Below are 24,807 nucleotides of genomic sequence, written 5' to 3'. Positions count from 1 at the left end.
CGCGCGACCTGTGCCGCAGCGCATTCCTAGAGCTACAACGACCCGAAGGAGCCACTTATGAGTGTTCCGAACTACGCCCGCTTCCTCTCGGATTGCTTCCTTCAAGACCGCGAGAGGCAACCGGCTCTTCGCGAAGACGACATCTACGGGGTGTACGTCAGCTGGTGCTTGCTCAATGGCCAGCAGCCCGGCCCCGTAACGTCCTTGTGGGCAGCCATGGATCAACGGGGATACATGAAGCAACACCACGATACCGGCCGGCATGAATGGCCAGGGCTGTCCTTGAAAGGCCCGGCAGCGGTGGACTACATCCTCACGAGCCAGCCCAGCCTGCTCTGATCGAATTGCTTCCTAGTCGGAGGACAAGAGCAGCGGTGCGGCTGCTTCAGCCATTCGTTTGTGGTCATGAGCCGCCCCCGGAACCACTGTCAGGGCCCAATTAAAATCATCGCTCTCTCGGGCAGCATCCCGGGCAGCCTGGTAAAAGGTCAAGCCTCTGGTAAGCCGGTTGTCTCCCTGGGCATCAGTCTTCCGGTCACGCTGAAGCAACGGATCTTCTGGATTTACATCGTCGGCTCCCAGCAGGATTACAAGGCGTCGCGAAAAGGCCTCCCGCAACTCCTTGGTAGAAAGCGGTGAATTCTTTAGTCCGTAGGGAAAGTCGACATCCTGGTCCGGCATGGTGTACCAGCCGGCGTTTGCTGCGACTGCAACCCGCACGTGGTTTTCCTCAGTGAATTGCATGAACCGATGGACGAACTGGCCGCCTGCTGAGTGCCCAAAGAGGGCATAGTCTTTGGCCTTACTGTTTGTGTCGCGGACGACGGCTTCGAAGAGTGCTTCGACCATATTGAACGTCCAGGCCTCGGGCGGATTGATATCACCGTTGGCATCAAGGATGTTGCCCTGGTTGTAGGAGGAGGCACCTGGGTAGTCATCTTTTGAGAATTCGAGCACCAGGAGCAAGGTGTTGCGCTCTTTGACTAACGGCAGCCAGTCCTCCCGATAGGCTTCCCCATCCCGGTTGGCTCCTGTCATAACAACCAGGATCTGGGCTGAGGAAGGATCATCCGGGGCTTGGTACCAAACACGAATGGGTTGGTCGACGAGAGGCCCTTCCCATGAAAAGGAAAAATTTCCTTTTGTATCTGGCTGGATCATTCCGGTCTGAGTGCCGGTGCCGCCTGAACCTAACATCTTGTCTCCCTGATCGGATTCTTTTGATTCTTGACGCAATTCTCCCGATACGAATGTGTAAGTCGCCAGGAGCGCCAATACTGCGAGGAGCCCGGACACCAGCACCAGAGCGAGCCTCTTACGCCGCTCAGGCTGAACAGGTGGTCCGGTCATTTCGGCGGCTCGAAGCAGCGGCAGGGCATCCTGGCCACGTTGCCTTGGATTTGCAGAGCGGGGTTGACAAGTGGAATCGCACTTATCATCTGGGGCCCGTCGCAAGGCTGGGTGACGAACCCTGTCTTAGAGTTATCCGTAACAAGACATTTGACTGCGAGTTGGACCGGCCCGTTTCGACTCATTTCAACGCTCAGCATCAGACCGATACCTTGTTTTCCGTAAGATTCGAACCGACCTGGCGTACCAAATACAAAGTTGCCAAGACTGTAGGCGACCGGAACATCGCCAATAAATTCGATTTTATCGGCTATGTGGGGTCCGTGGCCGACAATCAAGTCGTAACCCGTGTCGACCATCATTTGGGCCCAATAACGCTCCTGCGAACTTGTTTCTACGTAATTGTCACCCCAGTGGACGTAGGCTACCACCCAATCAGCGCCAGCAGCGCGGGCAAGATCGTAGCCCCGTTGCACGGTTGCCGGGCTAAGCGCCACCGTACCCGGGTTGAACTCTTCGGCCCGGCTTGCCTTGCCGAAATTCTCGCCGATAGCTACGACCCCGATCGTCCCCCTATCGGTGCGCAGCATTAAAGGCCGTTCCGCCTCGGCCAGGTTGTTCCCGGCGCCAAAGCTGGCCATCCCTGCATTGCTGGCCAGCTTCATTGTTTCCTGGAGCCCGACGAGGCCCATGTCCATTGAATGATTGTTGCCCAAGCCGATCGCATCAATGCCAGCCTTTGATAATGTCCAAGCCGATTGCGGCTCCGCATGATACGAGTACTCTTTTCCTGGGTTCAAAGGCTGGTCGTGGGAAGTTATTGGACTTTCAACGTTAGCAATGACGAAATCGCCATCAATCAGTGGCAGAACGCCAGCTACGGCGGCGTCATAACCGAGTGGGTCCAGCATTGGTGTGGCCCCGTCGCCCAGCATGGTGTCCCCCAAAAACTGGACCGACCACCGCTCGGCAGGGAGGCGACCCGTCCACACGTCGACGGACTGAACTTCCGGGGCCCGCTTCTCCCCATAATTGACAGCTATTGCGCCCGTACCGGCGATGGAGACTGCCAATGCCGTCACCATGAGGAACCTGTCGCGTGTTTTTGGATGCATGACTAGTCCTTTTCGAGGCTGTGGTGGCCTGTGTATCGATCTGTGCCTGCTTGGACTTGCTCGGCCTCGACGGTGGTAGACGATGCTGGCAGTGCCGGCAGGTTGGTTTCCAGCCAAACGCGGTCCCGGAACTCTTCACCGCTTAGCACTTCCACAACGACGCCTTTGGACAGGACCACTATTTTGTCCGCTAGGGCGAGCTCCTGTGGATCCTGAGTGGCCAGCAGTACCGTCCCGTGGAACCGGCGAAGCATTGTCGCGAAGATCTGCTTCGCTGCCGTGTCCAAGCCAAGGGTTGGCTCGTCCAAAAGCAGGATGGGAGGGTTACCCATCAGCGCCCTGGCGAGTGCTATCCGTTGCCGCTGGCTCTTCGACAGGTTGAGCCCGCCTTCGGTGACCCAGGTTTGCAGGCCGTAAGGCAGGTCTAAAAGCATTTCGTCCAGCCCCGTGGCGGCGAGCACGCGCTCCACATCCTCTTCTGTCGCGTGGGGGGCGGCGTATGTGAGGTTTCGCCATAGCGACCCACGCATCAGCGGCAGCTCAGGGCCTATGGCCCCGGTCCACCGGGCTGCAGAACGCAGAGCGGTTTTCGCGAGCACTTGGCGGTCGATGATTATGCAGCCCTGGTCAGGATCGATGGTTCTGGAGACCAAATTAAGCAGCGTTGATTTGCCGCTTCCGCCGTCTCCGGTCACGGCAACTACCTCACCCGCTCCGACGCAGAGGTTAACGTCGTGAAGGGACCCGTTTACCGTTACTGACGAAAATTCGATGGTTCCTTGACGGACCTTGAGGGGACCGTGGCCGTTGGAATCCATGTCTCTGCTTGAACTGCGAAGGAATTCCTTAATTTTTCCTACAGAAACTTGGGCGCGGTGCCAGTAATCATGGGCTAGACCGAGGGTACGCACAGGGCTGGAGAGCTGCCTGGTGACAACGACGAATGCAATCACGGTCCCGATGCTTGCCGTTCCCTGCCGGACTTCGAACAGGCCTGCGGTTAGAACGGCTCCCAACGCGAGCAGGGAAAAAGCGGTCGCAACCCCACGGAGGTAGCCGCGCAGGCGGGCTACCCTGATGAGCGCACGCGTAAGTTCATCGTTCTGGTGCGAGAGGCGCGCGTATTCTCCTGCTGTGCGCCCGAAAACCTGCACCACAGTTTGGGCGTTCATTTGCTCGTCGAGGTTGCTCATAACAAGCGAGCGGCGGCGGCGCATGATGCGTGTTGCCTGGCGCATGCGTTGTCCGGCGACGAGCGAGGCGGCAGCCCCGGCAGAGATTGCCACAACGATGGCAAGAGTCATCCAAACACTGAAGAAGAACAGCACTGTCAGGGTGCCCACCAGCACCAGGGCGGCCATCATCCCGCCCAGCACTCCCCGGCTGATCCACATCCTGGTCATGGAGAGGTCACCAAGAAAGCGAAGAAGCAGGCCTCCCCGTGCCCTGCCCTGGAATTGCCGGGGTGTCATGCCCTGCAAGTGCTTGTACATCATCATCCGCAAGTCCCGGACCACGTTGTAGCCGGCAGTCTCGGCTACGTTGAAAGCCATGGCCCGGAGCCAACCGTGGAGCAAGGCGACCGCTCCCAGGATGGCGGCCTGGGCCAACGCCCAACGCCACTGCAGGTCCGCAGCGGCTCCGACAGTCACCGGGGCAAAGTTGTCCACGATGCTGCGCAACAGAAGGACATAGGAGACCAGGGTAAGAACCTGCGCCAACCCGATAGCGATAACCTTCGCGAAGACGCTGCCAGGGATGCGGTACAGCCTGGGTTTGCCAGCCACCGGGTTTACCATCCGTCCGGGCTACCCGAGGGGGTAGCCGGTCGGGGAAACCCGAAAAGGCCCCGTCTCGGTTCGGGCCGCTCAGGCGACACGGTGAAAGGACCGATCAGAACTTCGCTGGTCGCGGGGGCTTGTACCACCTCACCGACTGACTCGGCACTGTCCTTGGCGGTGGCCAGGACCTCCGGTATTCGAAGCAGCGAGGCCGCCAGCAAAGGGTCCGTTAGTTCTTCACGGGTCAGGACAGGCAGCCCTGTAACGGCCGCGGCTTCCCGGATCGCCAAGGGAGAGCGGGTGAGCAGCCCAGTCACAGCGAGAACATCGTGACCCAGATTCCGCAGGTGGGTTACGCCAGCCACGGCACCCATGGAGTCAGGAGCCGCGAAAATCACAGCGTCAATCATTGACCGGAAAACGGCCGACTCCAGCAAGCGGGAAGTTTCGCCCTGGTAGATGCCGTCGGCTACTTCCACGAGATTGAGAGCGGAACCGGAATCCGTGAGGTGGTTGACGAGCTCTCCGAACTTAGACTCCACTACATCCATCGGCTGACGGTACGTGGAGGCGAGCCCGACATCCGTGAAGTCCAGCATCAAATGAGCACCTGCGTCCAGCATGCACCAGTAGTCGTTGCCCGAGCCCGTTCCGGTGACTTTCGTAGCCCCCACGCGGACCCCAACCTTGCTCAGGCCATGGACGAGGCAGTGGACAGTAGTTGTTTTGCCTGAATTCATCGCTGTTCCAATGACTGCGACGGTTCGGGGACGGGGAACCTGCGGGGTCACCGGCTGCAATGAAAAGTCCTGGATGTTCAGCGGCCGGCCCTTGGCGTCGCCCAAGAGGCCGATGGATTCAATTTCCGTTGCCCTCCGGACAGCCATACTGCGGCTTAGCACCTCGGAAGCAATACCCCCTGAGGCAACTAATTGCGAATTCCCCAGTGTCGCGGGCACCTGTGACTCAAACTGGTCAGTAGCGTATCTGTCGCCGTATGTGACAATAATTTCGTCATCATCGTGAAGCACTGCGCGCCGCCCGTCCGGTTGCTCAATGTGACGATGATGGCCCAGCTGCACAATTCGAGCCAGTACCAGGTCACCAGAACGAGGGCGCACGGCTCCCGAAACCAGGGTAACGATCGCCTCGGGCACTACCCGGCGGGTAGTGAAAGCAGCCTTCGCTCTCTCGACACGTTGCGGGTCCAGCGGTTTGACCCATACTCTTCGGTCTGCGTTCATGAATGGCACCGTACGGGGGGAAGAATCGACGGAAAAGAGAAGTCGGTACTCTTAATTACGATTAGGTATTACTTGGGTGCGGCTCGAGTAAGCCTCTAAAGGAGTCTTGATGAGAGATTCCCTGCGCACTAGCAGGCACAGAAAACTATTCGCTGGATTATTACGCCGAGATGGGCGGCTAGTCTGAGCCGATGGCCTTCCTCGATGCCTTGGCACCCACCTTCGCGGCCGTGGCCATCCTTATGCTGCTCACCGTCGCGGTGCTCCGGGGTGCGCGCACGCCGTCGTACCTTGCACCGGCTCTGGCTATCCTCCGCGGCGCAGCCCAGCTGGCGCTCATCAGCCTGGTTCTCGGGGGCATCATCGCAGATCCATTGTGGGTGGTGGTGGCGCTGCTGGTGATGTTCACCGTGGCTGCGGTGACGGCAACGCGCCGGCTCACGTGGTCCTGGCGGCGCTTCGCAATGGTGTCGGCGACCATGGCCCTTGGCATTGTGGTGACCCTCGCCGTCGTCTTCGGCACCGGAGCTGTGGCACTCGAGCCCCGCTACGTCCTTGCGGTGGGCGGGATAGTGATCGGCAACTGCATGACCATCGCGGTGCTTGCCGGGCACCGATTCCATGAGGCGGTCCGTGAGCAGTGGGACCAGGTGGAAGGCTGGCTCGCCCTGGGCGCCACGGCCCCGCGGGCCACACTGGCCCAGGCCCGCTCCTCGGTGCACGCAGCCCTGATCCCCTCCACGGACCAGACCAAAACCACCGGCCTGGTCACCCTGCCCGGCGCCTTCGTGGGCGCAATCTTCGGCGGCGCCTCGCCTTTGGAAGCCGGGCGGTTCCAGGTGATTGTCCTGGCGTCCATCATGGCGGCGGGCGCCATCACCGCCGTCGCGCTTCTGCGTTCACTGGGTGCCGTGCGCGTGCGGCCCGAGCCGCTCTAGGCGGCTCCGGCAGCCGGACTAACCGCTGCCGGCGAGGAAGGTTTGGATTTCCTCTGCCATCCGCTTGGACTGGGTCCAGTGCAGGTAGTGGTTGCCTTCCAGCGTGACCACCTCATGCCGCCGGACGTTCTTCAGCAGGTTCTGCGCAGCGGATGTTTTGGCGGCTGTCGACTCGGAATCCTCGCCGGCAACGAAGGCCAGCACGGGCAGGTCGTCGGGGTAGGTCACTCCCCTCAGGGCTGCTGCGTTGTTTGCTATCCTGGCGGTTTCATCGGCGACTGCCGGATTGCCGTAGTTCCAGCTGGTCATGAGGCGCATCCGGTGCAGCTCGTCATCCGTGTACGCGTCGCTGGCCGGGTCCACGAAACACGGTGCCACGGCGGCGACTGCGCGCACTATCCCGGTGACGGCCAGGGCCCGTTCCCAGTTGATGCCCGGCTCCGGGTCTGGAACCGGCTGATCCCCGGGTTTCGGTATGGTCGCATCAATTCCGACGACGGCGGCCACTTCCGTTGGGTACCGGTTCGCGTAGTCGAGCATGTAGAAACCGGCGATGGAGTGCCCTGCCAGAACGTAGGGTTGCTTGACCTGCAATTTGGCCAGGACCTCGTGAAGCTCGGTACTGATGTTCTTGTTGGTCCGCGGAGGGGCTTCCATGTCGCTGTAACCGTACCCAAACCCCTCAACGGCGATAACGTCGAAGCCGCTAAGTTCACGGGCCAGAGGAGCGAAGTCGAGGCCGGGCGCCGGCGTTGCCAGACCACTGAGCAGGACAATCGGCTGGCCGTCTTCCTGCCCGTTCCGGTACACGTTCAGAGAACCGCTGCCTACGGCGATACGTTCGCCGTAGGCAGCCATGCCTGATTTCTCCGTCGACTCCAGGACCAGGTTGACCACCGTGGAGACGAGGATCAGCCCCAGGATGATCAGCGCGGCGATCCCGGCGCGGCGCCAACCGCGCCGGGGCTTCTTCCGGGCACCGGAATCAGGAGCTTCTGCTGACCCCGAAGCCGTCCGAGGAGATGAACGCATTACCCGCCCAATTCACGCAGGCTTGGCGAAGGTGGCCGCGCTCATGATTTCGTAGCCCACGAATGTCTCGTCGCCTTCGACCCAGGCATCGTGGCCGGCAGGAATGGTGTAGGCGTTGCCGGGGCTGATCGTGGTCCGGGTGCCGTCCACCATCTCCACCGTCAGCGTCCCCGCGGCGCAGATCCCCACGTGGTTCACCTGGCAGCTGTCGGTGTGGACCACGGTCTTGACCGTCTCGGACCACTTCCAGCCCGGCTCAAAAGTAAACCTGCCCAGGGTGGTGTCTCCGATGTTAACAACATCCACCTGGGTCTTCGGCGGGCGGCGTTTTTCATCCGGTTCGTCGAACGACTTCGCCTCAAGGGCTCTGACTGAATTGCCGGCCATTTTCTTCTCCTGACAGGGAGCGGGTGGAACTGTTTCATCCGGAGCGCCCAGACAACCCCGGGAGAGTTGGCAGGCCGGCTTGCGCCGCTAAGTGCCGGCCAACACAGGGCAACTAGCGCTATCAGGGTGCGCCCAGGCGTGGGCCGTGTCAATATGCCTTAGTCGCGGTCCGCCTCCACCCACACCGTGCAGTTGGCGGCATCGGCCACCACGTCCTCCAGGTCCCCGGTGCGGTGGATAACCTCCAACTGGCGTACGGCGCCCGTGCCGGCGGCGAGCAGATCGTCCATCAATTCCTCCACCCGTTCCAGGTCGCCGATGTCCTCCAGGGCCTCCCGGATATGGTTCAGCAGGGCATTAACGACGGCGAGCGCCGGCCCCGGGCGGCTGGTCACCGGGTCCAGCAGTTCCCCGCGCAGTCCCCACCGGCTGGCCTTCCACCGTGCCAGCCGAAGGAGCGTCGCCGGCACGGCGACCGGGTCGATGCCCTTCCGCCACTCCCGGGCAGCGGTCTCCACTAATCCGCGGGCGATGCCGGCCAGCAGCACCGTGTTCTGCGGCCGGAGGCACACATCCGCGATCCTGATCTCCACCGTGGGATAGTGCCGGGAAAGCCGGGCATCGAAGTAGACCATCCCCTCGTCCAGTGCCACACCGGTGCTCACCATGTCATACACCAGTTGATGGTAAGCATCCGGTGAACCCAGGATTTCCAGCGGCCCTGCCGATGGCCATCGGTTCCACACTTGCGAGCGGTAGCTGGCGTAGCCGGTATTTTGCCCGTGCCAGAACGGGGAGTTGGCACTCAGGGCGATGAGTACCGGCAGCCAGATGCGCATCCGGTCCAGCACTGCTACGCCTTCCTCGTCCGACTCCACAAAGACGTGAATATGGCAGCCACAGGTGAGCTGCTCCCTGGCCGTTAGCCCATATTCCTCAGTCATGGCCACGAAACGGCGGAGCTGCACCGGATGGGGATCGGAGGGCAGCGGGGATGTTCCCAGGGCAGCAACCCGGACTCCTATGTCCCGCGCCGCCCTGTCAGCGATGGCCCGTCCCCGAATGACGTCCGCCTCCAATGCAGCCATGGTGGAATGCGGAGGCGTGACAACCTCGATCATCTCCTGTTGGAACTCGGCGGTCAGGACGGGACCGGAAGCGGAGTCCATCGGACGAACGTACAGGTCCCAGAGCGCTCCGGCCATCGGCACGGCTTCCCCCGTTTCCGGGCTCACCAAGAGCAGTTCCTCCTCAATGCCGAACGTACGCAGCCGCCCGGCGGCACCAGGCTCCGAAACGCCTGCACCGCTGTCCGTGGCACTCCCGTCCGTGGCACCGGCGGTGCCTTCTGTTCCTGAACCGTCCATCGTCGTCGTCCCTTGTCATTCCATCCGGGCCAGTTCGTCCCAGAAGCATGCAACCGTGACGGCGCCGTTGACAAGGACTTCGACGTTGGCGCTTTCGTCACTGTCGTGCCAGTGGTCCTCCACCAAGCCCGTCCCGAAGAACAGGACCGGCGCGTCCAGCGACCGGCTGAGCAGCTCGGCAGGCCCTCCGCCGGCGTTGCCCATCCTGCCCACATCGGCTGACCGGAAGCCCTTGGCCATGGCCCGTTCCAGGGCGGAAACAGCAGGGTGGTCCGGGGTCCGGTACGGTTCCTGGGCCGTCTCGAGATCCACGCTGAGCGTGCGGCCATAGTTCTCCCCCACCGTGTCCTGAACCCATTGCCGAAGCTGCCCGGCCACCTTTTCCACCCGCTGGCCGGCCACCGTCCGGAAGCTCAGGTCCACGGACGCCACGGATGGAACCGCAGCACTGGAAAGTCCGACAGGATCGCCCGCAACCAGCGCCGTGACCTCCACCGCCGGGCGGAGCCACAGCCGTTCCGGAACCGTGTACCCCACTTCGCCCGTGATGCTTCCCGACTCCGAGCGCTTCACCCAGTCCTCTTCGGTGAAGGGCAGGCGTGCGAGCGCCTCCCGAAAGTCTTCCGGCACCGCGGCAACGTCGTCGTAGAATCCGGGGATGGCGATCCGGCCCTCCCCGTCATGGAGGCCGGCCAGCAGCCTGCTCAGCTCAAAAGCCGGATTGGGGGCAGCACCGGAGACGGCACCGCTGTGAACATCCACGTCCGGCCCGGTGAGCTCCAGGTGGGCGCTGAGCATCCCGCGCAGGCTCATGCACAGGGCCGGATGGTCCTCGCGGAAGAGAAGGGTGTCCGAGAACAGCACCAGGTCCGCCTGCAGCCGGTCCGCCTGCTCCTCCAGCAGCTGGGCAAGATGCGGCGACCCGCCCTCCTCCTCCCCTTCGACGAGGTACTTCAGGTTGACGGCGGGTGCGGTTCGTGCGGAGCCCGGAGGTTCAGGGTGAGAGAGCGTTTGGGTTTTGGGCACGGGAAGTGAGAGAGCGTTTGGGTTTTGGGCCCCGGAAGTGAGAGAGCGTTTGGACTGTTGAGCCAGGTGCGCCCGGAGCGACCAGAGGTGGGCCATCACCTGGCCCTTGGCATCCGAGCTGCCCCGCCCGAACAGCCGGCCGTCCCGCACCACCGGATCGAAGGGGGCAGTCTGGTCCCACTGCCCGGGCTTGGCCACCCGAACATCGTGGTGGCTGTACACCAGGACGGTGGGGGCACCGGCCGCCTCGCACCATTCCGCGTACACGGCGTGCGACTCCCCGGTGGGCAACACCTCCACCACCGGGAAGCCCACATCCCGGAAGGCCGCCGCCAGCCAGTTGGCCGAGCGGAGCAGGCCCTTGGTGTGCTCCGGATCCCCCAGCACCCCGGGCACACGCACCCACTCCGCCAGCTGGCCCTCGAGCTCAGCCCGGCGGGACTCGACGAAGGCGCGAAGGTCAGCGCCGACGTCGTGGTCCGCGCCGTCGTCGTTCACGCCCTGGTGCTCCGGGGCGTGCAGGCCCGGGCCCTCGTGGCCCGGGCCGTCATGGCCCTCGAACCCGTGGTACTGCTCCACGGCTCACCGGGGCTGGGCAGGGTTGGTGGGATCGCCCTGCGACGGCGGGTTGATGGGAGGCCCCGGAACGTTCGCGGTTTGCGGAGTGTCCGGCTGGCCCGTGTTCACTTCCGGGGTGCTGGGCGCCTGTGGGCCGCGGGGAACGGTGCCGCCCTGCAGGTCATGCAGCCTCTTTTCGAGGATCTGCATGATGGGCAGGCGGTTCCCGTGGGCCTTCTCGTACGTGATCAACTGCGTGATTTGCGCCTCGTCCAGGCCTGAGATGCGTGACGGGAGGGTTCCCGCCGGCAGGTGGTCGTAAGCGGGCAGCGGCAGTTCCTTGTGCAGGGGTACGTCGTTCATTGTTGTTCAGCTCCTTCGTCCAGTGAGGTCAGCAGGTCGGCGCATGCCTGTTCGCAGCGCCGGCACGCCTCCGCGCAGACCTGGCAGTGGTCGTGCATGTCGGCGTGCTTATCGCACTCCTCCGCGCAGGCCCTGCAGGCAGCGCGGCAAACTTCCAGCAACGCCCGGGTGACGTTGCCGTTGTAAGCGGCGTGGCGGGACAGTACATTTCCCGTTGTTGCGCAGATGTCGGCGCAGTCCAGGTCCGTCCCGATGCAGGTGACCAGTTCCGCCACCATGTCCTCGCTGAGGCAGGCGTCGGCGCAGGCAGTGCAGGTCTGCGCGCATTCGAAACAGGCACCGATGCATTCAGCCAGTTTGGCTTTGTTGAATTCATCCAGCCCTTTGGGGTGGGCGTCGATCATGGCCCGTATGTGCGTCATTCCACTCTCCTTCCGTTACTGGCAGCGCTAGGCAGTGGCCTCGGCGTCGGACGGTTCCGGCACCCGCAGGCCCGAAGCTAAGACGGACTCGGCCATCTGGGCTGCGATTGCATCCCAGTGGTACTTCTTCAGCAGCTCCCGGGTCTTCGGCTTGGGCCCGCGCGAAGGATCCCGCTGGCCGAGGGTCCGGCACAGCGAAGCGAAGCCCGCGCCGTCGTCGCGCAGATGCACCACCCCCGGGAAGTCAGCCACCACGTCCGGCACCCGGGTGGACACCACGGGAAGGCCGGCCGCGAGGTATTCCAGCGTTTTGGTGGGGCTGATGGAACGGGTTGCCTCGTTCAGGGCGAACGGCATCAGGGCAACATCCAGGCCCGCCATCGCCGCCGGAAGGTCCGCGTAGCAGGTATAGCCTTCATAGCTGATGTTGGGCGCCTGGGGCAGGCTGGCCGGATCGATCTTGGCCACCGGCCCGTACATCCTGATGTCCCACTCCGGCAACGCGCGGGCCAGGTCGGCGATAAGGCCCAGGTCCAGCCGTTCGTCCAGGACTCCCACGTATCCGGCAACGGGACGCTGCCCCGGAACCCGGGGCTCCGCCGTCGGGGTCCAGTAGTGCTCCGGTTCCACCCCGCTGGGGAAGAGCAGGGTGTCTGCGCGGCCCTGCCGGACCATGGACCGGTGCAGGGAGCGGCCGCCGGCAAAGACGACGTCGGCCCGGCGGAGTGCCTGCCGCTGCCTCACCACCAGCTCGGGCGGGGCGTCCTTGAAGGCGGCGAGATCGTCCATCACGTCGTACACCAGCGTGGTGGGCTGCAGGGCGAGGGCAAGTTCCAGGGCCAGCGGGGTATACAGCCACACCACCCGCTCCCCCGTGGGCGGACCCACCAGTTCGGGCAGCTGCTCAATGTAGTCGGGGAGGACGTCGTCGAAAAATCCCACGTGGTGGCCCTGCTCCGGGATCTCCAGCCAGGCCCGGTTCAGCCCGTCCATGTGAGTGTGGTTCATCCGGTTCGGCCCGGTGAATCCGGGCGACGGCGATAGTGGCTCCTCCACGTACCAGGTGGAACAGCGCGAACCCAGGCGGGAAACGAGGTGCTGCGGGCGCTGCCATACCCAGTCCCAGCGGAGATGCGACAAAACAATCAGTTCACTCTGCATTGACTATCCTCAGTTCCATCCGGGTCTGGGTGTTGGGCAGGCTGTTTCCCTGATCCGTGCCAGGGGCTTCACTCCAATTCCAGTGGGACATTTGTGATTCGTATCCGCGCAGCCAGGTGGCCACGGGTTCGCGAAGCGTGAAGGCCGCCAAGTCATTCGACGGCGTGCCGACCGCGGCTTTCGCATAGGACTCGGACATGACCGACGGCTGCCGGGCCAGCTCGTCGTCCAGCCAATACACCCCCACGGGGTCGATGTGCCCATCGTTGCGGAACAGGAGCGACGCCCAGTCCGTGGAGTCAATCACGGGGAACCAGCACAGGCCGTCCAAGGGAACCCCCATGTGCCGGGCCCGTTCGCACTGCTCCAAAACGTACTTGAACCAGGTGGCCCGGTCAGAAGTAAAGCCGCGGATGTTCGTTTCGGTGAGCAGGCACGGGAACCGGTAGCGGTCCCAGTAGAGATAGATCTGCTGCGCCAGGGGCAGGGGATGCGGGGTGTGGGTGGACCCGCCCCTGTCATCGAAGTGCCACTGGCAGTGGGCGTAGTAGTCCAGGCCCAGCACATCGATCCGTCCCGGCACCAGGTCCTGCAGCTTCTCTCCCCCGGCGTGGCGGAGCAGCTCCGCCATGGGGCCGTCCGGGTCGTAGCCCTTGCCGTCGTATTTGCCCAGGAAGCTGTCCAGCACCAGGAACCGGCGCTCGTTGGCCATGGTGGCGTAGGCACCGCCGGCGGCCCCTTCCCCGGTGTGATGCTCGCAGGTGTCCACCCAGACGTGCTTTGCACCGGGCAGCAGGTCCGCGTACGCGTGGCTCGCCTCCGCCACTGCCGGCAGCACGTTGAGGATCTGGCGTACGAAGCTGTCCAGGCCCTTCTCGTAGGGCGGCCAAATGGCCTCATGTCCGGTGAGGAACAGGGTGGAGAAGGGCTCGTTGAAGAGCGTGTACTCCTGCACCCACGGGTAGCGCCGGGCGAACGCTTCCGTGTACCGGAGGTAGGCGGTGCGGAAGCGGGGGTCCGCGAAGCCGCCCGCCATCCAGCGGGGATAGCTGGTGTGGTGCACCAGGTCCACGATGGGCCGGAAGCCGTTGTCCCGGAGATAGTGCAGCACCTTGTCCGTGTCCTGCCAGGTGAAGACCCCTTCCTCGGCCTCCACCCTGTGCCAGCGGACGGGGTACCTCAGCCGGCTCACCCCGCATTCGGCGAGCAGTTGCAGGTCCTGCTTCCACTGGACATCGTGGGCAGTGGATTCGAAGATGTCCCTATCGTGCCGGGGAAGATACGTGCTCTCAAAGGCACCGATGATGTCGATTCCGGTCATCTGCCCGCCCCTTCCCCCTGCAGGGCAGGAGCCTCCGCGGGCAGGCGGCCCGGGTTGCCGGCCAGGTGCTCGTAGACGAGGTCCAGCAGCTCCGCCGCCCTCCGGTTCAGCCGCCGCGACTCGTCCAGGTCCCGGTCCAACCGGACAACCTCGGCGCGCAGTTCGGCGATATCCGTTGCGGCTATGGCCAGCCGAAGGTTGACCTCTTCCAGCGGGTCGCTCAGGGGCTCGTGCTCGTGGATGGCGTCAATCAGTGGGTCATTCATGGCAGGGCCCTCACTTTCACTCGTTGCGTGGGTATGGCGCCATCGGCCTGGCGCCCTGGTTGTGATGGAACATCCTCTGCTTCCAGTCCCAGCTCTGCGAGGCTGGGTTTCAGATCGGCAACGTTCATGGGCGCATAGAAGCGGCACTCCGGGAAGGCCGGACCGGACTCCCCCACCTGGACTTCCAGGAAGGCCGCGGCAGCCTGGCCCTGGTTCCGCAGAAGCTGGCGGACCAGCCCCAGCGTGTTCTCCCGGCCTTGCCAGTTGAGCGAATTGAGCAGCAGCCGCGCGTACACATACAGGGGACCTGGGCCCTCCTTCAGGAGTGCGGCCAGCGGGGCGGTCTCCCGGAGCGAGTTGAGGTTGACCCTGCGGAACTCCAGGGACCCGGGGCCAGCCTGTTGCCCGCGCTGGTGCTCGATTGCCGGCCGGCTGTAGTCAACGGCCACCACATGGTGCCCCTGCTCGGAGAAGTGCCGCCCGTCGCCGCCGAGGCCGCAGCCCAGTTCCAGGATGCGTGAGCCCGGCGGCAGCCCGCGGGCTAACTCCTCCGCCCAGGCCGACGGCGTCTGGCCGGCACCGTGCCCGCCCCCACCCCGCAGCAGCGCCCGGTGGTGGTCCTCCCAATTCTCCCGGTCCCAGTCCAGGCCGCCCAGCCACGTGTCATAACGGCGGCGGGCCGGCGGCGGGGTGATGAAACGGAATGCCGGATCAGGGGTGTGCCAGCCGGGCCCGTAAATCGCGGCCAGCATCTGCTCCGGCTCTGCCGGTGCGGGCAGCTCCCGTCCGTTGATGGTGAGGTTCCGCAGCGGAAAGATGGTCACGTCCTCCGTGCGTTCGCGGGCATGGAACGTGCCGTGGAACCAGCCGCCCACAGTGAAGTAGGTGAAGATGTCCAGGTAGAACCGGTCGGTGCCGTCCGCGCCGGGGAACAGCAGCTGCAGGTGCCCCGCTGAGTGCCTGACCGTTTCATAGCCTTGCGCATGAAGGGCCCGTTCCAGCTCGAAGCCCTCCAGCGCGATGTCCGAGGGATTCTCGTACCGGCTCAGGTAGGCCAGGTCCACATCGTCGTCGCCGGGCATCACCCGGCCGTCCCGGACTGGCCCCAGGAGGGTGCCGCCGGTGACGAACAGCTCCTGGCCGCGGCCCCGCATCCACTCGACGAGCCTGCAGGCCTCATCCAGCGCCTCGTCAATCAGGTAGGCGCGCCGGCCTTCGAAGTTCCGGGCGATCCGCCCCCACTTGTTGATGATCTGCGGCATCCCCGTGCCGGGCTCCTCGAGCGAGAACTGGTGGGGTGAATCATCAAAGGTGACTCTCGCCGTCGGGCATAACGGCGTTCCCTCCTGCAGCACACTGAGCCGCGCCCACCCGGACAGCCGGCCGGCGAAGGCCGGCGGCCAGTCGATGATGCAGCAGCCGGGGCCGCGCCTGGCGCCCTCGCCGGAGTGGACGCTCCAGATGGGCCTGTCCCCCAGCAGGATGGACAAGGTGGCGCCGGCCGGAATGGGCGGGCCCGTGAGGGTCAGCGATACCCTGTCCGCCCGAAGGCTGTGGCTGTAGCTATTGCTGGTAACGCTGCGTACCTCGACGTCCTGGCTCATGGCTGCGCCACCAGTTCCGGGTCTTTGGACGGGTCTGTGTAAGGGAGCCGGACGTCCACCACCTGCCCGGTCATGGCCGATGCCAGGACCTGGATGCTGGCCCCGGCAACAGCCGCCGCGGGCAGCAGGGACCCTTCCTTCTCCGCCCCGAACGCCCTGGTCCGCATGGGGGTGGCGGTGCGGCTGGGGCTGATGCAGTTCACCCGGATGCCGTCCGAGCTCCACTCGTCCGCGAGCGCCTGGGTGAGGTTCACGATCGCAGCCTTGGTGGCTGAGTAGACCGTGTAGTTGGCCCGGCCGCGGGTGTAGGAACTCGAAGCGAAAAGCGTCAGCGATCCCTTGCTCTCGGCCAGGTACTTCTGCGATTCCTGGGCCACGATGAAGGCTGCCGTGAGGTTCACATCCACGTCGTGGTGCAGCTGCTCATCAGTGAGCAGGGCGAGCGGCCCTACGCTCAGGACGCCGGCTGTCAGGATGATGTGGTCGAGGTGGCCATGGGTTGCGGCAGCGGAGGCCAGCGCCTGGGCCACGCACTGGCGGTCCTCCACATAGATTCCGTTGCCGGTGCGGCTCTGCCCCACTACCAGGGCGCCTTCCGCCTCGAGCTGCTGGACAAGCTCCAGTCCGATCCCCGAACTTGCACCGAACACCAGCACGGTGGAGCCGCGGAGCCCGGCCCTGTTCCCGCCGGGCAGCATGGTTTTGTGCTTGAGCTGGAACAGTTTGTCCGCAAGGTGGATGTCGATGGGCTGGGTGATCTTGATGTTCGCCTCGTCCCCGTCCACCACGAAGATGGGGACGTCGGGGCAGTACTTGAGGACCACAGAGCAGTCGTCCGTGGCGGAGAAGCCAGGGTCCTGGCCGGCCCGTTCATACGCCTCGGCAATCACAGGCATCCGGAACGCCTGGGGCGTCTGGCCCCGGCGCAGTTTGGCCCGCGGCGGCACTGCGCGGATGAAGTTCTCATCATCCACTTCGATGATGGTGTCCGCTGAGGGGATGGCGGTGTCGACGGCCGCGTAGACGTCGAGTGCGCGGATGCAGGCAATGATGATGTCACCGTCGAGCAGCGGGCGGACGGCGTCGTGGAAGATGACGTTGGCGTCCTTGTCCGCGATGGCGGCCAGGGCCAGGCGGGAGGTTTCGCTGCGGTCCGCCCCGCCCGGAAGGATGCCGGCGAGCTTGCTGAACTTGTTGGCTGCCTTGGCGTCGCCGCTGGCGCCCTGTTTGCTGCCCGGTTTGCTACCCAGGAGCAGTTCCTCGGCGCGGGGGATGTAGCCCGGTGCCATCATAACGATCATCTCGTCCACCAGCCCGCAGTGCTGGAACAGCTCCACCGTGTGCTCGAGACTGGTGCGGCCGGCGATCGGGACAAACTGTTTGGGTATGTCCAGGCCCATGCGGGCGCCGACTCCTCCCGCCAGGATGACCGCCACGTTGCGGCGGCGGGTACCGGGTGGAGCGGGTGGTTTCTGGTCCATGGCTGGTCCTTTCATTCGACGTCGCGGCCTAGCGGCGGCCGCAGGGGGTGCCTCCCGCGTTTTCGGTGGCGGATGGGATGTCGATTTTGGCGGCCTGGAGCCGCCGCCGGGTTTCCTCGGCGGTGACGTAGGAATTCATCCGGGGGAACTCGCCCACGGGGACCACCGCAGAGACGAAGGTCCGGTTGTGGATGCGGACCAGGTTGAACGACCGGGCGCCGGCCAGACCCTGCATGGCGCCCGCGGGCAGTGCCAGGTCCTGGTTGTAGCTGGTGGAGGAGGCCACCGATACCGGGATGCTGGCGAAGGTTGAAAAGACGCTGTGATGGGTGTGGCCAGAGAGGATCCCGATGACGTCGCTGCCTTCCAGCACCTGGGCCAGGCTCTCCTGGTTCCGCAGCTCCGAAAGCACCGCGAGTTCCTGGACCGGCGGCACAGGCGGGTGGTGGATCACCAGGAGGGTGCCGTCGTCGGCCTGTGTCTCCAGTTCCCCCGCCAGCCAGTGCAGCTGCTCCTCGCTGATCTCGCCGTGGTGGTAGCCAGGGGTGGAAGAGTCCAGGACCAGCACCCGGAGGTTGCCCAGGTAGTAGCTTCGGTCCACCGGAAGGGTGCGCGGCTCCTCGTCGAGAAGCATCCTTTGAAAGTTCATGCGTTCGTCATGGTTGCCCATGGCCCAGATGAGCTGCGCGCCCATGCGCTCGGCGTACGCCTGGCAGGTGGTCCGCAGCCGCCGGTAGGCTTCCAGGCTGCCCTTGTCCGTCAGGTCGCCGGAGAAGATGATGGCTTCCGGCTTCAGCCCGCTGGCTTCGATGGCATCAAGGACTTCCACCAGCCCCGTTTGGGGATCCAGCTCGCCGTACAGCAACCCCTCTTCCACATAGTGGGGGTCGCTCACGTGGACCAGCACATGGTTGGGGTTTGAGTACTCGGACCGGGTCAGGTGCATGGGAGCCTTTCAGCTGTTTCCCGCCGGCCGCAGTCCATTCGGGAAGGTTCGCTGACGGTCGCTGCATGCCGTCGAAAGAAGAACATAATAAGCACCCTTATGAATTGTTGGGAAGACTTGCCTTTTGTTACGGCGGTGTGCTGGCGTTTCCCTAAGCCTGCTGATTCAGCTCGGGATGGCGGCGGGCGGGCTATACTTCCCCGGCTGCCGCGGGTAGATTCTGAAGTGTGACGGGCATTACTCCCGTCCTTCCCGGCCCTTACTGCAGGGGCGGCGGAAGTAGCTGCTGGAGCCACCCGGCGGCACATGTTGCAGAACCGGATTGGGCCACCATGCCGTCCTCACATATCCAGCAGTTCCTTGACGAAGCCACCGTCACCGATCCATCAGCCGAACACCCCTTGGGACCTGACTGCCTGTACGGCCTCTACGTCAGCTGGGCATCGCTGCACGGCTTCCGGGCCAAATCGGACCAGGCCTTCCGCGCCGGCATGAGGCGTTGCGGTGTTGACGTGAACAACTGCCGGCTATACATGACCGGGCCTGCCGCCGCCGACTACATCCTCGCCAGCTACCCGGACGTCGCCTGACGTGCGGCCGGCAGCGCCGCCCCCAACGACGTCAAGGGGACAGTCATGGGATTCGAGCCGCACGAGCCGGAGGAACGCAGCCAGCTCAACCGCACGCTGAAGGATGCCGACATCACCGTTGCCGAGCTCTGGCTGCGATACTTCGCATGAGCGGCACTGCCGGCGAATACGAGGTCCAGGCCTACGTGGAGGGACTGATCTCGCTGCCCGCCCTCCAGCGTGACCTGCTGGCCATGGCGGCCAGGGAAATCATCAGCGACGCGGCCTGATGTGGCGCCCGACGGCGGTACTCCCCCGCCGCCGTCGGCCTCCTACGGCTTGCCCTGGTTCCGGCGGCCTCCGGGGAAAAATCCGCACGGTTCGGACCTCTTCCATCCGCTACTTTCCCGCGCTAGGGTGGGCACAAACCCACTGGCCAAGTGCCATGGGCAATTGGGCTCATGCAGCTGGGCCTCTGGGTATTTTCCGGAGGGAACGCGCCGTGGGCAATACTAAAAGAAACACTTTTAGACGGCGGCGGACTGCCGCTTTACTGACCATTCCGGCCCTGCTGGCGTTGACCTCCTGTTCTGCGGAGGTCCAGCGGGGCTGGCTGCCGGGTGAACGGGACACGACCGACCACACCCCCCTGGTCACGGATCTGTGGGTGAACTCGTGGATCGCTGCGCTGGTTATCGGCGTGATCACCTGGGGACTGATCCTGTGGTGCGTCATCGCTTACCGCCGCCGGAAAGATACGGTCGGGTTTCCGCGGCAGATGAGCTACAACCTCCCGCTGGAGGTCTTTTACCTCTCTGTACCGCTCATGATCGTCGGCGTCTTCTTCGTCTTCACCGACCGCGACCAGCGGGCCATGGACGACCGGTTCGAGGACCCCGACGTGGTGATCGATGTCCGCGGCAAGCAGTGGGCGTGGGACTTCAACTACGTCAAGGAGGACGTCCATGAAGACCCGGGCGTCCAGGCCCGCCTGGACGGCAACTGGGGCACGCCTGACCGGCTGCCCACCCTGTACCTGCCGGTCGGTAAAAAGGTGGAACTGCAGCTGAATTCCCGCGATGTCCAGCATTCCTTCTGGGTAGTGGAGTTCATGCAGAAAAGGGATATGTACCCCGGCGAAAACCAGTACAACAGGTTCATCGACATCATTCCCAACCGCATCGGTGAGTTCACCGGCAAATGCGCTGAACTCTGCGGCGAATACCATTCCGAGATGCTCTTCAAGGTCCGGGTCGTGACCGAGCAGGAGTACAACGATCACATTGCCGAGCTCCGCGCCAGGGGCAACACCGGCATCCGCGGCGATGAATACGACCGGAACCCCTCACGGCCGGCCCTGGAACAGGCACAGCAAAGGACGGAACCGTAATGACCACCACCGGCCAGAACATGGGCGTAACGTCGGCGACCGCCGCACCTTCGGTGGTCAAGCGCCCCAAGGGCAGCATCGTGGTCAGCTGGATCACGTCCACTGACCACAAAACCATTGGGTACATGTACCTGATTTCCTCGTTTGTTTTCTTCCTGCTTGCCGGCGTGATGGCGCTGCTGATCCGCGCCGAATTGTACGAACCAGGCATGCAGATCCTGCAGACCAAAGAGCAGTACAACCAGCTCTTCACGATGCACGGCACCATGATGCTGCTGATGTTCGCCACCCCGCTCTTCGCCGGCTTCACCAACGTGATCATGCCGCTGCAGATCGGCGCTCCCGACGTCGCGTTTCCGCGGCTGAACGCGCTGGCCTTCTGGTTCTTCCTCTTCGGCTCCACCATCGCGGTGTCCGGCTTCATCACCCCGCAGGGCGCGGCGTCCTTCGGCTGGTTCGCCTATGCGCCGCTGTCCAACACCACCTTTACGCCCGGCCTCGGCGGCGACCTCTGGGTGTTCGGCCTGGCGCTGTCCGGTTTTGGAACCATCCTGGGTGCTGTCAACTTCATCACCACCATCATCTGCATGCGTGCTCCCGGCCTCACTATGTGGCGCATGCCGATTTTCACGTGGAACGCCCTGGTCACGTCCATCCTGGTGCTGATGGCGTTCCCGCCGCTGGCCGCGGCGCTGTTCGCCCTGGGTGCAGACCGGAAATTCGGTGCGCACATCTTTGACCCCGCCAATGGCGGTGCCATCCTCTGGCAGCACCTGTTCTGGTTCTTCGGCCACCCCGAGGTGTACATCATCGCGCTGCCATTCTTCGGCATCGTCTCCGAAATCCTGCCGGTCTTCAGCCGAAAACCCCTGTTCGGCTATAAGGGCATCGTGTACGCAACGATCGCCATTGCTGCCCTGTCCGTAACCGTGTGGGCGCACCACATGTACGTCACCGGTGCGGTACTGCTGCCGTTCTTCGCGTTTATGACCATGCTTATCGCAGTGCCCACGGGCGTGAAGTTCTTCAACTGGATCGGTACCATGTGGCGCGGCTCGCTGACGTTCGAGACGCCCATGCTATGGAGCCTGGGCTTCCTGATCACGTTCCTCTTCGGCGGCCTTACCGGCATCATCCTGGCCTCCCCGCCGCTGGACTTCCACGTCTCCGATACCTACTTCGTGGTGGCGCACTTCCACTACGTGGTGTTCGGCACCGTGGTGTTCGCCATGTTCGCCGGGTTCTACTTCTGGTGGCCCAAGTTCACCGGGACCATGCTGAACGAACGCCTGGGCAAAATTCACTTCTGGATGCTGTTCCTGGGCTTCCACGGCACCTTCCTCATCCAGCACTGGCTCGGTGTTGAGGGCATGCCCCGCCGCTACGCCGACTATATGCCGGAGGATAACTTCACCTGGATGAACCAGTTCTCCACCATCGGCTCCTACCTGCTGGGCGCCTCGATGATCCCGTTCTTCTGGAACGTCTACATCACGTGGCGGACCGGCAAGAAGGTCACCGTGGACGATCCCTGGGGCTTCGGAGCCTCGCTCGAGTGGGCCACATCCTGCCCGCCGCCGCGGCACAACTTCACCTCCCTGCCCCGCATCCGCTCGGAGCGTCCCGCCCTGGACCTGCACCACCCGGAGCTGAGCGTCAGGGAGCACGCACCCGCTGACAGCCCGGCCGCCGACATCCTGGGCGCCGCCGATATCGGCCCGCGCGACGTCAAGGATCCAGACCCCAACAAGTAGGCACGACGAAGCCCCTGCCGCCCGGTCATATCGGGGACCTGCCGGCAGGGGCTTCTTGCTGGCTTAGGCTAGGCCTTCGCCTCCTGAGGGTTGTCTGCTTCCTTCAGTTCTATTTCTGCTGTCGCCTGGATGAGAGCGAGCAAGTCCGGGTCCAGCCCCGGGGCGAACTCTTCTTTGCGCTCGGGGGACATCGTCATGGGGAAGCCCTTAGGCATGACGTCAGTGCTAAGTTCCGTGCCATCGTTCGACGGTGATGCGCCCCGATACAGTTTCCCCGCCTGGCTGAGGTTGTCTGCGCTGAACGTGTATTGGATGCTTTGCAGTCCAAGGTCGAGCAGCTTCTTCACTTCAGGGAACTGCTCGGCGTTGGTTTTGGGGATGGGCAGAACCTTGCCCCAGTTCACTCCGAGGCTCTCAAGCGCCTTGGCAAAGGCGTTCTCGTGCGCCTGGTCCCGGACGATCAAGTAAGCAATGGTGGAGCGGGCCGTCTTGTTCTCCGTCATCTCGTAGATACGGCATTTTTGCAGGCGGCCGGTGGACTCGAGCATCAGGTTGTAAAGCAGGTCGAGGACCAGATTCCCGCTGTTGTAGACATAGGATCCGCTCCACGGGTTGCCGGCAGCGTCCACGGGCAGCGCACCCTGGGCCCCCACGAGGTAATGGTGGATATTGCTGGTGTCCAAGGCAATCTTGAGCGGCGTAGCACCCTTGGCGCCGGGCTCGTCAACGGGGTCGGTCTTCTTGCCCTGGTACCGTGGGGAACCGTCCAGGAGTTGGGAGATCGTGGTTCCAATGAGCTCGACGTGGCTGATCTCCTCGGTGCCCACACCCTGGAGCAAGTCCTTGTAAGGCTTGGAAGCCGGGTCTCCCCGGAAGTTCATGCTCTGGAAAAGGTACTGCATCATGGTACGCATCTCACCGAACTGCCCACCCAAGCCTTCCTGCAGGGCATTCGCTGCTGCCGGATCAGGCTCATCGGCAGCAATTTCGTTGATGAGAAGTTCAGTATGCAGGTACATGGTGATTCTCCTTGTCGTGTGTTTGCTGTTGCCGATTCAGGCTCCGGGCCAGTCAGGCCCGGACAGCTTGCCTGCTGCCAGCGATGCCGTCACGCCAATACCCGGCGACGACCGCGTTAGTCAGCATGCTTACTATCCTGCGTCAGGTGTGCCGATTTTTCCAGACGTTGGGCTACCCCGAAATAAAAGCCAGCCACCGACGGCCAGGACCACGCTGACTCCCAGGAAGCCAAGATCCCAAGCCAGCGGGCCGCCCAGATCGTCCCGGACGTGGTGGATCTGCAGGAGCTGGTGATTGACCAGGCCCTCGACGATGTTGAAGATTCCCCACCCGCACAGGACCAGGCCGGTGTGGAACCGCCAGCTGGCTGACAGGCGCCCCTGCCGGCGGGCGCGGACGGTGAGGGCGGCCGCGGCCACCACCAGCACCCACATGCCACTGTGGAACACGCCGTCCGCCAGGGTGTTCAACTCCAGGCCGGCCACAGTTTTGGTGTTGCCGCTTTCGGTGTGGCTGAGCATGTGGTGCCACTGCAGCAGCTGGTGCAGGACGATGCCGTCCACAAAGCCGCCGATCCCCATGCCGAACAGGAAGGCCGGGGCCTTGGCAGGCACGCCTGCCGCCTTCGCCGGCGGCGTTCGGGTTTCCCGTGACACTGTTCCACTCCCCCTTCGTCGGTGCACCTTTCAGCTGTCCCCTACCCGCCGCCGGGCGGCCTAAGCATCCGGCACCCCGGTTGCCGGCGCCGGCGCAGCGACCCTTGACCAGCTCCTGCCCGAAGTGGAAACGTAGGGCACGCGGTGCGCCTCAAGCAGCGGGGTGGTTCCTGTACGAGACGGAACCGCACTGCCAGCCAACAACCAAGGCGGCACACATGCGAGCAATGGTTTACCGCGGCCCCTACAAAATCAGGGTCGAAGAAAAAGATATCCCCAAGATCGAGCATCCCAACGACGCGATTGTCCGGGTGACCACCGGGGCCATCTGCGGCTCTGACCTGCACCTTTACCACGGCATGATGCCGGATACCCGGGTGGGCATGACGTTCGGGCACGAGTTCATTGGCGTGGTGCACGAGGTGGGCTCCTCGGTGCAGAACCTGGCGGTGGGGGACCGGGTGATGGTCCCGTTCAACGTGTACTGCGGGTCCTGCTACTTCTGTGCCCGGGGCCTGTATTCGAACTGCCACAACGTCAACCCGAACGCGACGGCGGTGGGCGGCATCTACGGCTACTCCCACACCTGCGGAGGGTACGACGGCGGCCAGTCCGAGTACGTACGCGTCCCCTTCGCCGACGTCGGGCCAGGCCTGATCCCCGACTGGATGGACGAAGAGGACGCCGTCCTGCTCACCGACGCGCTGCCCACCGGCTACTTCGGCGCCCAACTCGGAGACATCGCCCAAGGCGACACCGTGGTGGTGTTCGGTGCCGGGCCGGTGGGCCTGTTCGCCGCCAAGTCCTCCTGGCTGATGGGCGCAGGCCGGGTCATCGTGATCGACCACCTCGAGTACCGGCTGGAAAAGGCCCGCACCTTCGCCCACGCCGAAACCTACAACTTCGCCGAATACGACGACATTGTGGTGCACCTGAAGAAGGAGACCGACTACCTCGGCGCCGACGTCGTCATCGACGCCGTAGGCGCCGAAGCCGACGGCAACTTCCTCCAGCACGTCACCAGCAGCAAACTCAAACTCCAGGGCGGCTCCCCCA

General features: G+C 63.9%; 25 protein-coding genes. 7 read left to right on the top strand and 18 right to left on the bottom strand.

Going from position 1 to position 24,807, the window contains the following annotated elements; genetic code table 11:
* Positions 1 to 57 precede the first annotated feature (57 nt).
* Positions 58 to 339 carry a hypothetical protein gene (locus tag M8J71_RS11410; RefSeq protein WP_256248027.1) on the top strand — a complete coding sequence of 94 codons (282 nt, stop codon included), beginning with the start codon at positions 58 to 60 and terminating at the stop codon, positions 337 to 339.
* A 12-nt stretch (positions 340 to 351) separates the two neighbouring features.
* On the opposite strand, the gene M8J71_RS11405 is transcribed toward M8J71_RS11410, so the two are convergent.
* Genes M8J71_RS11405 through M8J71_RS11390 form a run of 4 tightly spaced genes read right to left on the bottom strand, consistent with a single transcriptional unit; the run spans position 352 to position 5,133 of the window.
* A complete protein-coding gene (locus M8J71_RS11405) occupies positions 352 to 1,350 on the bottom strand; it encodes a hypothetical protein (protein ID WP_256248026.1) in 999 nt (332 codons plus the stop codon).
* The gene (locus M8J71_RS11400) at positions 1,347 to 2,465 is read right to left on the bottom strand and encodes a CapA family protein (protein WP_256248025.1); all 1,119 of its coding nucleotides are present in this window, start codon (positions 2,463 to 2,465) and stop codon (positions 1,347 to 1,349) included. The genes M8J71_RS11405 and M8J71_RS11400 overlap by 4 nt, the downstream gene beginning before the upstream one ends.
* A 2-nt stretch (positions 2,466 to 2,467) precedes the next feature.
* Positions 2,468 to 4,252: an ABC transporter ATP-binding protein gene (locus M8J71_RS11395; RefSeq protein WP_256248024.1), complete on the bottom strand. Its 1,785-nt coding sequence runs from the start codon at positions 4,250 to 4,252 to the stop codon at positions 2,468 to 2,470.
* A 5-nt stretch (positions 4,253 to 4,257) separates the two neighbouring features.
* Positions 4,258 to 5,133 (bottom strand): hypothetical protein, encoded by an 876-nt coding sequence (locus M8J71_RS11390; RefSeq protein ID WP_256248023.1) that lies wholly within the window; start codon positions 5,131 to 5,133, stop codon positions 4,258 to 4,260.
* Positions 5,134 to 5,681: 548 nt separating this feature from the next.
* Here M8J71_RS11390 and M8J71_RS11385 point away from each other — a divergent pair.
* The gene (locus M8J71_RS11385) at positions 5,682 to 6,428 is read left to right on the top strand and encodes an ABC transporter permease (protein WP_256248022.1); all 747 of its coding nucleotides are present in this window, start codon (positions 5,682 to 5,684) and stop codon (positions 6,426 to 6,428) included.
* Between the two features lie 18 nt (positions 6,429 to 6,446).
* Here M8J71_RS11385 and M8J71_RS11380 read toward each other — a convergent pair whose 3' ends face one another.
* From M8J71_RS11380 to M8J71_RS11325, 12 genes are all read right to left on the bottom strand, one after another.
* Entirely contained in the window at positions 6,447 to 7,460 is a 1,014-nt protein-coding gene (locus tag M8J71_RS11380; RefSeq protein ID WP_256248021.1) for an alpha/beta fold hydrolase, read from the bottom strand.
* 12 nt (positions 7,461 to 7,472) lie between these two features.
* A complete protein-coding gene (locus M8J71_RS11375; protein ID WP_256248020.1) occupies positions 7,473 to 7,847 on the bottom strand; it encodes a cupin domain-containing protein in 375 nt (124 codons plus the stop codon).
* A gap of 158 nt (positions 7,848 to 8,005) precedes the next feature.
* Positions 8,006 to 9,214 carry a carboxylate-amine ligase gene (locus M8J71_RS11370; protein ID WP_256248019.1) on the bottom strand — a complete coding sequence of 403 codons (1,209 nt, stop codon included), beginning with the start codon at positions 9,212 to 9,214 and terminating at the stop codon, positions 8,006 to 8,008.
* Positions 9,215 to 9,229: 15 nt separating this feature from the next.
* Positions 9,230 to 10,819, bottom strand: coding sequence for a M20/M25/M40 family metallo-hydrolase (locus tag M8J71_RS11365; protein ID WP_256248018.1), 1,590 nt, complete (start codon positions 10,817 to 10,819; stop codon positions 9,230 to 9,232).
* A 3-nt stretch (positions 10,820 to 10,822) separates the two neighbouring features.
* Positions 10,823 to 11,161 carry a hypothetical protein gene (locus M8J71_RS11360; protein ID WP_256248017.1) on the bottom strand — a complete coding sequence of 113 codons (339 nt, stop codon included), beginning with the start codon at positions 11,159 to 11,161 and terminating at the stop codon, positions 10,823 to 10,825.
* A complete protein-coding gene (locus M8J71_RS11355; protein ID WP_256248016.1) occupies positions 11,158 to 11,583 on the bottom strand; it encodes a four-helix bundle copper-binding protein in 426 nt (141 codons plus the stop codon). The genes M8J71_RS11360 and M8J71_RS11355 overlap by 4 nt, the downstream gene beginning before the upstream one ends.
* Before the next feature lie 27 nt (positions 11,584 to 11,610).
* Positions 11,611 to 12,744 carry a glycosyltransferase gene (locus M8J71_RS11350; protein WP_256248015.1) on the bottom strand — a complete coding sequence of 378 codons (1,134 nt, stop codon included), beginning with the start codon at positions 12,742 to 12,744 and terminating at the stop codon, positions 11,611 to 11,613.
* The gene (locus M8J71_RS11345; RefSeq protein ID WP_256248014.1) at positions 12,734 to 14,065 is read right to left on the bottom strand and encodes a family 1 glycosylhydrolase; all 1,332 of its coding nucleotides are present in this window, start codon (positions 14,063 to 14,065) and stop codon (positions 12,734 to 12,736) included. The genes M8J71_RS11350 and M8J71_RS11345 overlap by 11 nt, the downstream gene beginning before the upstream one ends.
* Complete coding sequence (locus M8J71_RS11340; RefSeq protein WP_256248013.1) at positions 14,062 to 14,331, bottom strand: DUF6752 domain-containing protein; 270 nt, start codon at positions 14,329 to 14,331, stop codon at positions 14,062 to 14,064. The genes M8J71_RS11345 and M8J71_RS11340 overlap by 4 nt, the downstream gene beginning before the upstream one ends.
* Entirely contained in the window at positions 14,328 to 15,935 is a 1,608-nt protein-coding gene (locus tag M8J71_RS11335; protein ID WP_256248012.1) for a class I SAM-dependent methyltransferase, read from the bottom strand. The genes M8J71_RS11340 and M8J71_RS11335 overlap by 4 nt, the downstream gene beginning before the upstream one ends.
* The gene (locus M8J71_RS11330) at positions 15,932 to 17,416 is read right to left on the bottom strand and encodes a bifunctional cytidylyltransferase/SDR family oxidoreductase (RefSeq protein WP_256248011.1); all 1,485 of its coding nucleotides are present in this window, start codon (positions 17,414 to 17,416) and stop codon (positions 15,932 to 15,934) included. Before M8J71_RS11330 ends, M8J71_RS11335 begins: the two co-directional genes overlap by 4 nt.
* Positions 17,417 to 17,444: 28 nt before the next feature.
* Entirely contained in the window at positions 17,445 to 18,362 is a 918-nt protein-coding gene (locus tag M8J71_RS11325) for a metallophosphoesterase (RefSeq protein WP_256248010.1), read from the bottom strand.
* A gap of 332 nt (positions 18,363 to 18,694) precedes the next feature.
* On the opposite strand from M8J71_RS11325, the gene M8J71_RS11320 reads away from it, so the two are divergent.
* The 4 genes from M8J71_RS11320 (at position 18,695) to ctaD (ending at position 22,075) form a co-directional block, all read left to right on the top strand.
* Positions 18,695 to 18,952, top strand: coding sequence for a hypothetical protein (locus M8J71_RS11320; RefSeq protein ID WP_256248009.1), 258 nt, complete (start codon positions 18,695 to 18,697; stop codon positions 18,950 to 18,952).
* Positions 18,953 to 19,098: 146 nt separating this feature from the next.
* Positions 19,099 to 19,221 (top strand): hypothetical protein, encoded by a 123-nt coding sequence (locus M8J71_RS23435; RefSeq protein WP_308292958.1) that lies wholly within the window; start codon positions 19,099 to 19,101, stop codon positions 19,219 to 19,221.
* Positions 19,222 to 19,433: 212 nt separating this feature from the next.
* Entirely contained in the window at positions 19,434 to 20,321 is an 888-nt protein-coding gene (gene ctaC, locus M8J71_RS11310) for an aa3-type cytochrome oxidase subunit II (protein ID WP_374114838.1), read from the top strand.
* A gap of 20 nt (positions 20,322 to 20,341) precedes the next feature.
* The gene (ctaD, locus tag M8J71_RS11305) at positions 20,342 to 22,075 is read left to right on the top strand and encodes an aa3-type cytochrome oxidase subunit I (RefSeq protein WP_374114859.1); all 1,734 of its coding nucleotides are present in this window, start codon (positions 20,342 to 20,344) and stop codon (positions 22,073 to 22,075) included.
* A gap of 68 nt (positions 22,076 to 22,143) precedes the next feature.
* Here ctaD and M8J71_RS11300 read toward each other — a convergent pair whose 3' ends face one another.
* Both M8J71_RS11300 and M8J71_RS11295 read right to left on the bottom strand, forming a co-directional pair.
* Complete coding sequence (locus tag M8J71_RS11300) at positions 22,144 to 23,094, bottom strand: manganese catalase family protein (protein ID WP_256248007.1); 951 nt, start codon at positions 23,092 to 23,094, stop codon at positions 22,144 to 22,146.
* 132 nt (positions 23,095 to 23,226) lie between these two features.
* Entirely contained in the window at positions 23,227 to 23,709 is a 483-nt protein-coding gene (locus M8J71_RS11295) for a DUF2243 domain-containing protein (protein WP_256248006.1), read from the bottom strand.
* Positions 23,710 to 23,969: 260 nt separating this feature from the next.
* Between M8J71_RS11295 and M8J71_RS11290 the strand changes: the two genes are divergently transcribed.
* Positions 23,970 to 24,807 (top strand): alcohol dehydrogenase catalytic domain-containing protein (locus M8J71_RS11290; RefSeq protein ID WP_256248005.1); only part of this gene is annotated, 838 nt, incomplete at its 3' end.

The sequence above is a fragment of the Pseudarthrobacter sp. R1 genome (assembly GCF_024494415.1).
Lineage (GTDB): Bacteria > Actinomycetota > Actinomycetes > Actinomycetales > Micrococcaceae > Arthrobacter.
The sequence above is the reverse complement of the archived record's forward strand: the minus strand, read 5'-3'. Positions and strand labels throughout refer to the sequence as shown.

Excerpts from the sequence above, each read along its gene's own strand:
- M8J71_RS11400 (WP_256248025.1), bottom strand. The coding sequence starts at position 2,465 with ATGCATCCAAAAACACGCGACAGGTTCCTCATGGTGACGGCATTGGCA.
- ctaD (WP_374114859.1), top strand. The coding sequence starts at position 20,342 with ATGGGCGTAACGTCGGCGACCGCCGCACCTTCGGTGGTCAAGCGCCCC.
- M8J71_RS11350 (WP_256248015.1), bottom strand. The coding sequence starts at position 12,744 with ATGCAGAGTGAACTGATTGTTTTGTCGCATCTCCGCTGGGACTGGGTA.
- M8J71_RS11405 (WP_256248026.1), bottom strand. The coding sequence starts at position 1,350 with ATGACCGGACCACCTGTTCAGCCTGAGCGGCGTAAGAGGCTCGCTCTG.
- M8J71_RS11355 (WP_256248016.1), bottom strand. The coding sequence starts at position 11,583 with ATGACGCACATACGGGCCATGATCGACGCCCACCCCAAAGGGCTGGAT.
- M8J71_RS11410 (WP_256248027.1), top strand. The coding sequence starts at position 58 with ATGAGTGTTCCGAACTACGCCCGCTTCCTCTCGGATTGCTTCCTTCAA.
- M8J71_RS11340 (WP_256248013.1), bottom strand. The coding sequence starts at position 14,331 with ATGAATGACCCACTGATTGACGCCATCCACGAGCACGAGCCCCTGAGC.
- M8J71_RS11390 (WP_256248023.1), bottom strand. The coding sequence starts at position 5,133 with ATGGCTGTCCGGAGGGCAACGGAAATTGAATCCATCGGCCTCTTGGGC.
- M8J71_RS23435 (WP_308292958.1), top strand. The coding sequence starts at position 19,099 with ATGAGCGGCACTGCCGGCGAATACGAGGTCCAGGCCTACGTGGAGGGA.
- M8J71_RS11300 (WP_256248007.1), bottom strand. The coding sequence starts at position 23,094 with ATGTACCTGCATACTGAACTTCTCATCAACGAAATTGCTGCCGATGAG.
- M8J71_RS11345 (WP_256248014.1), bottom strand. The coding sequence starts at position 14,065 with ATGACCGGAATCGACATCATCGGTGCCTTTGAGAGCACGTATCTTCCC.
- M8J71_RS11330 (WP_256248011.1), bottom strand. The coding sequence starts at position 17,416 with ATGGACCAGAAACCACCCGCTCCACCCGGTACCCGCCGCCGCAACGTG.
- M8J71_RS11380 (WP_256248021.1), bottom strand. The coding sequence starts at position 7,460 with ATGCGTTCATCTCCTCGGACGGCTTCGGGGTCAGCAGAAGCTCCTGAT.
- M8J71_RS11385 (WP_256248022.1), top strand. The coding sequence starts at position 5,682 with ATGGCCTTCCTCGATGCCTTGGCACCCACCTTCGCGGCCGTGGCCATC.
- M8J71_RS11320 (WP_256248009.1), top strand. The coding sequence starts at position 18,695 with ATGCCGTCCTCACATATCCAGCAGTTCCTTGACGAAGCCACCGTCACC.
- M8J71_RS11370 (WP_256248019.1), bottom strand. The coding sequence starts at position 9,214 with ATGGACGGTTCAGGAACAGAAGGCACCGCCGGTGCCACGGACGGGAGT.
- M8J71_RS11325 (WP_256248010.1), bottom strand. The coding sequence starts at position 18,362 with ATGCACCTGACCCGGTCCGAGTACTCAAACCCCAACCATGTGCTGGTC.
- M8J71_RS11335 (WP_256248012.1), bottom strand. The coding sequence starts at position 15,935 with ATGAGCCAGGACGTCGAGGTACGCAGCGTTACCAGCAATAGCTACAGC.
- M8J71_RS11375 (WP_256248020.1), bottom strand. The coding sequence starts at position 7,847 with ATGGCCGGCAATTCAGTCAGAGCCCTTGAGGCGAAGTCGTTCGACGAA.
- M8J71_RS11360 (WP_256248017.1), bottom strand. The coding sequence starts at position 11,161 with ATGAACGACGTACCCCTGCACAAGGAACTGCCGCTGCCCGCTTACGAC.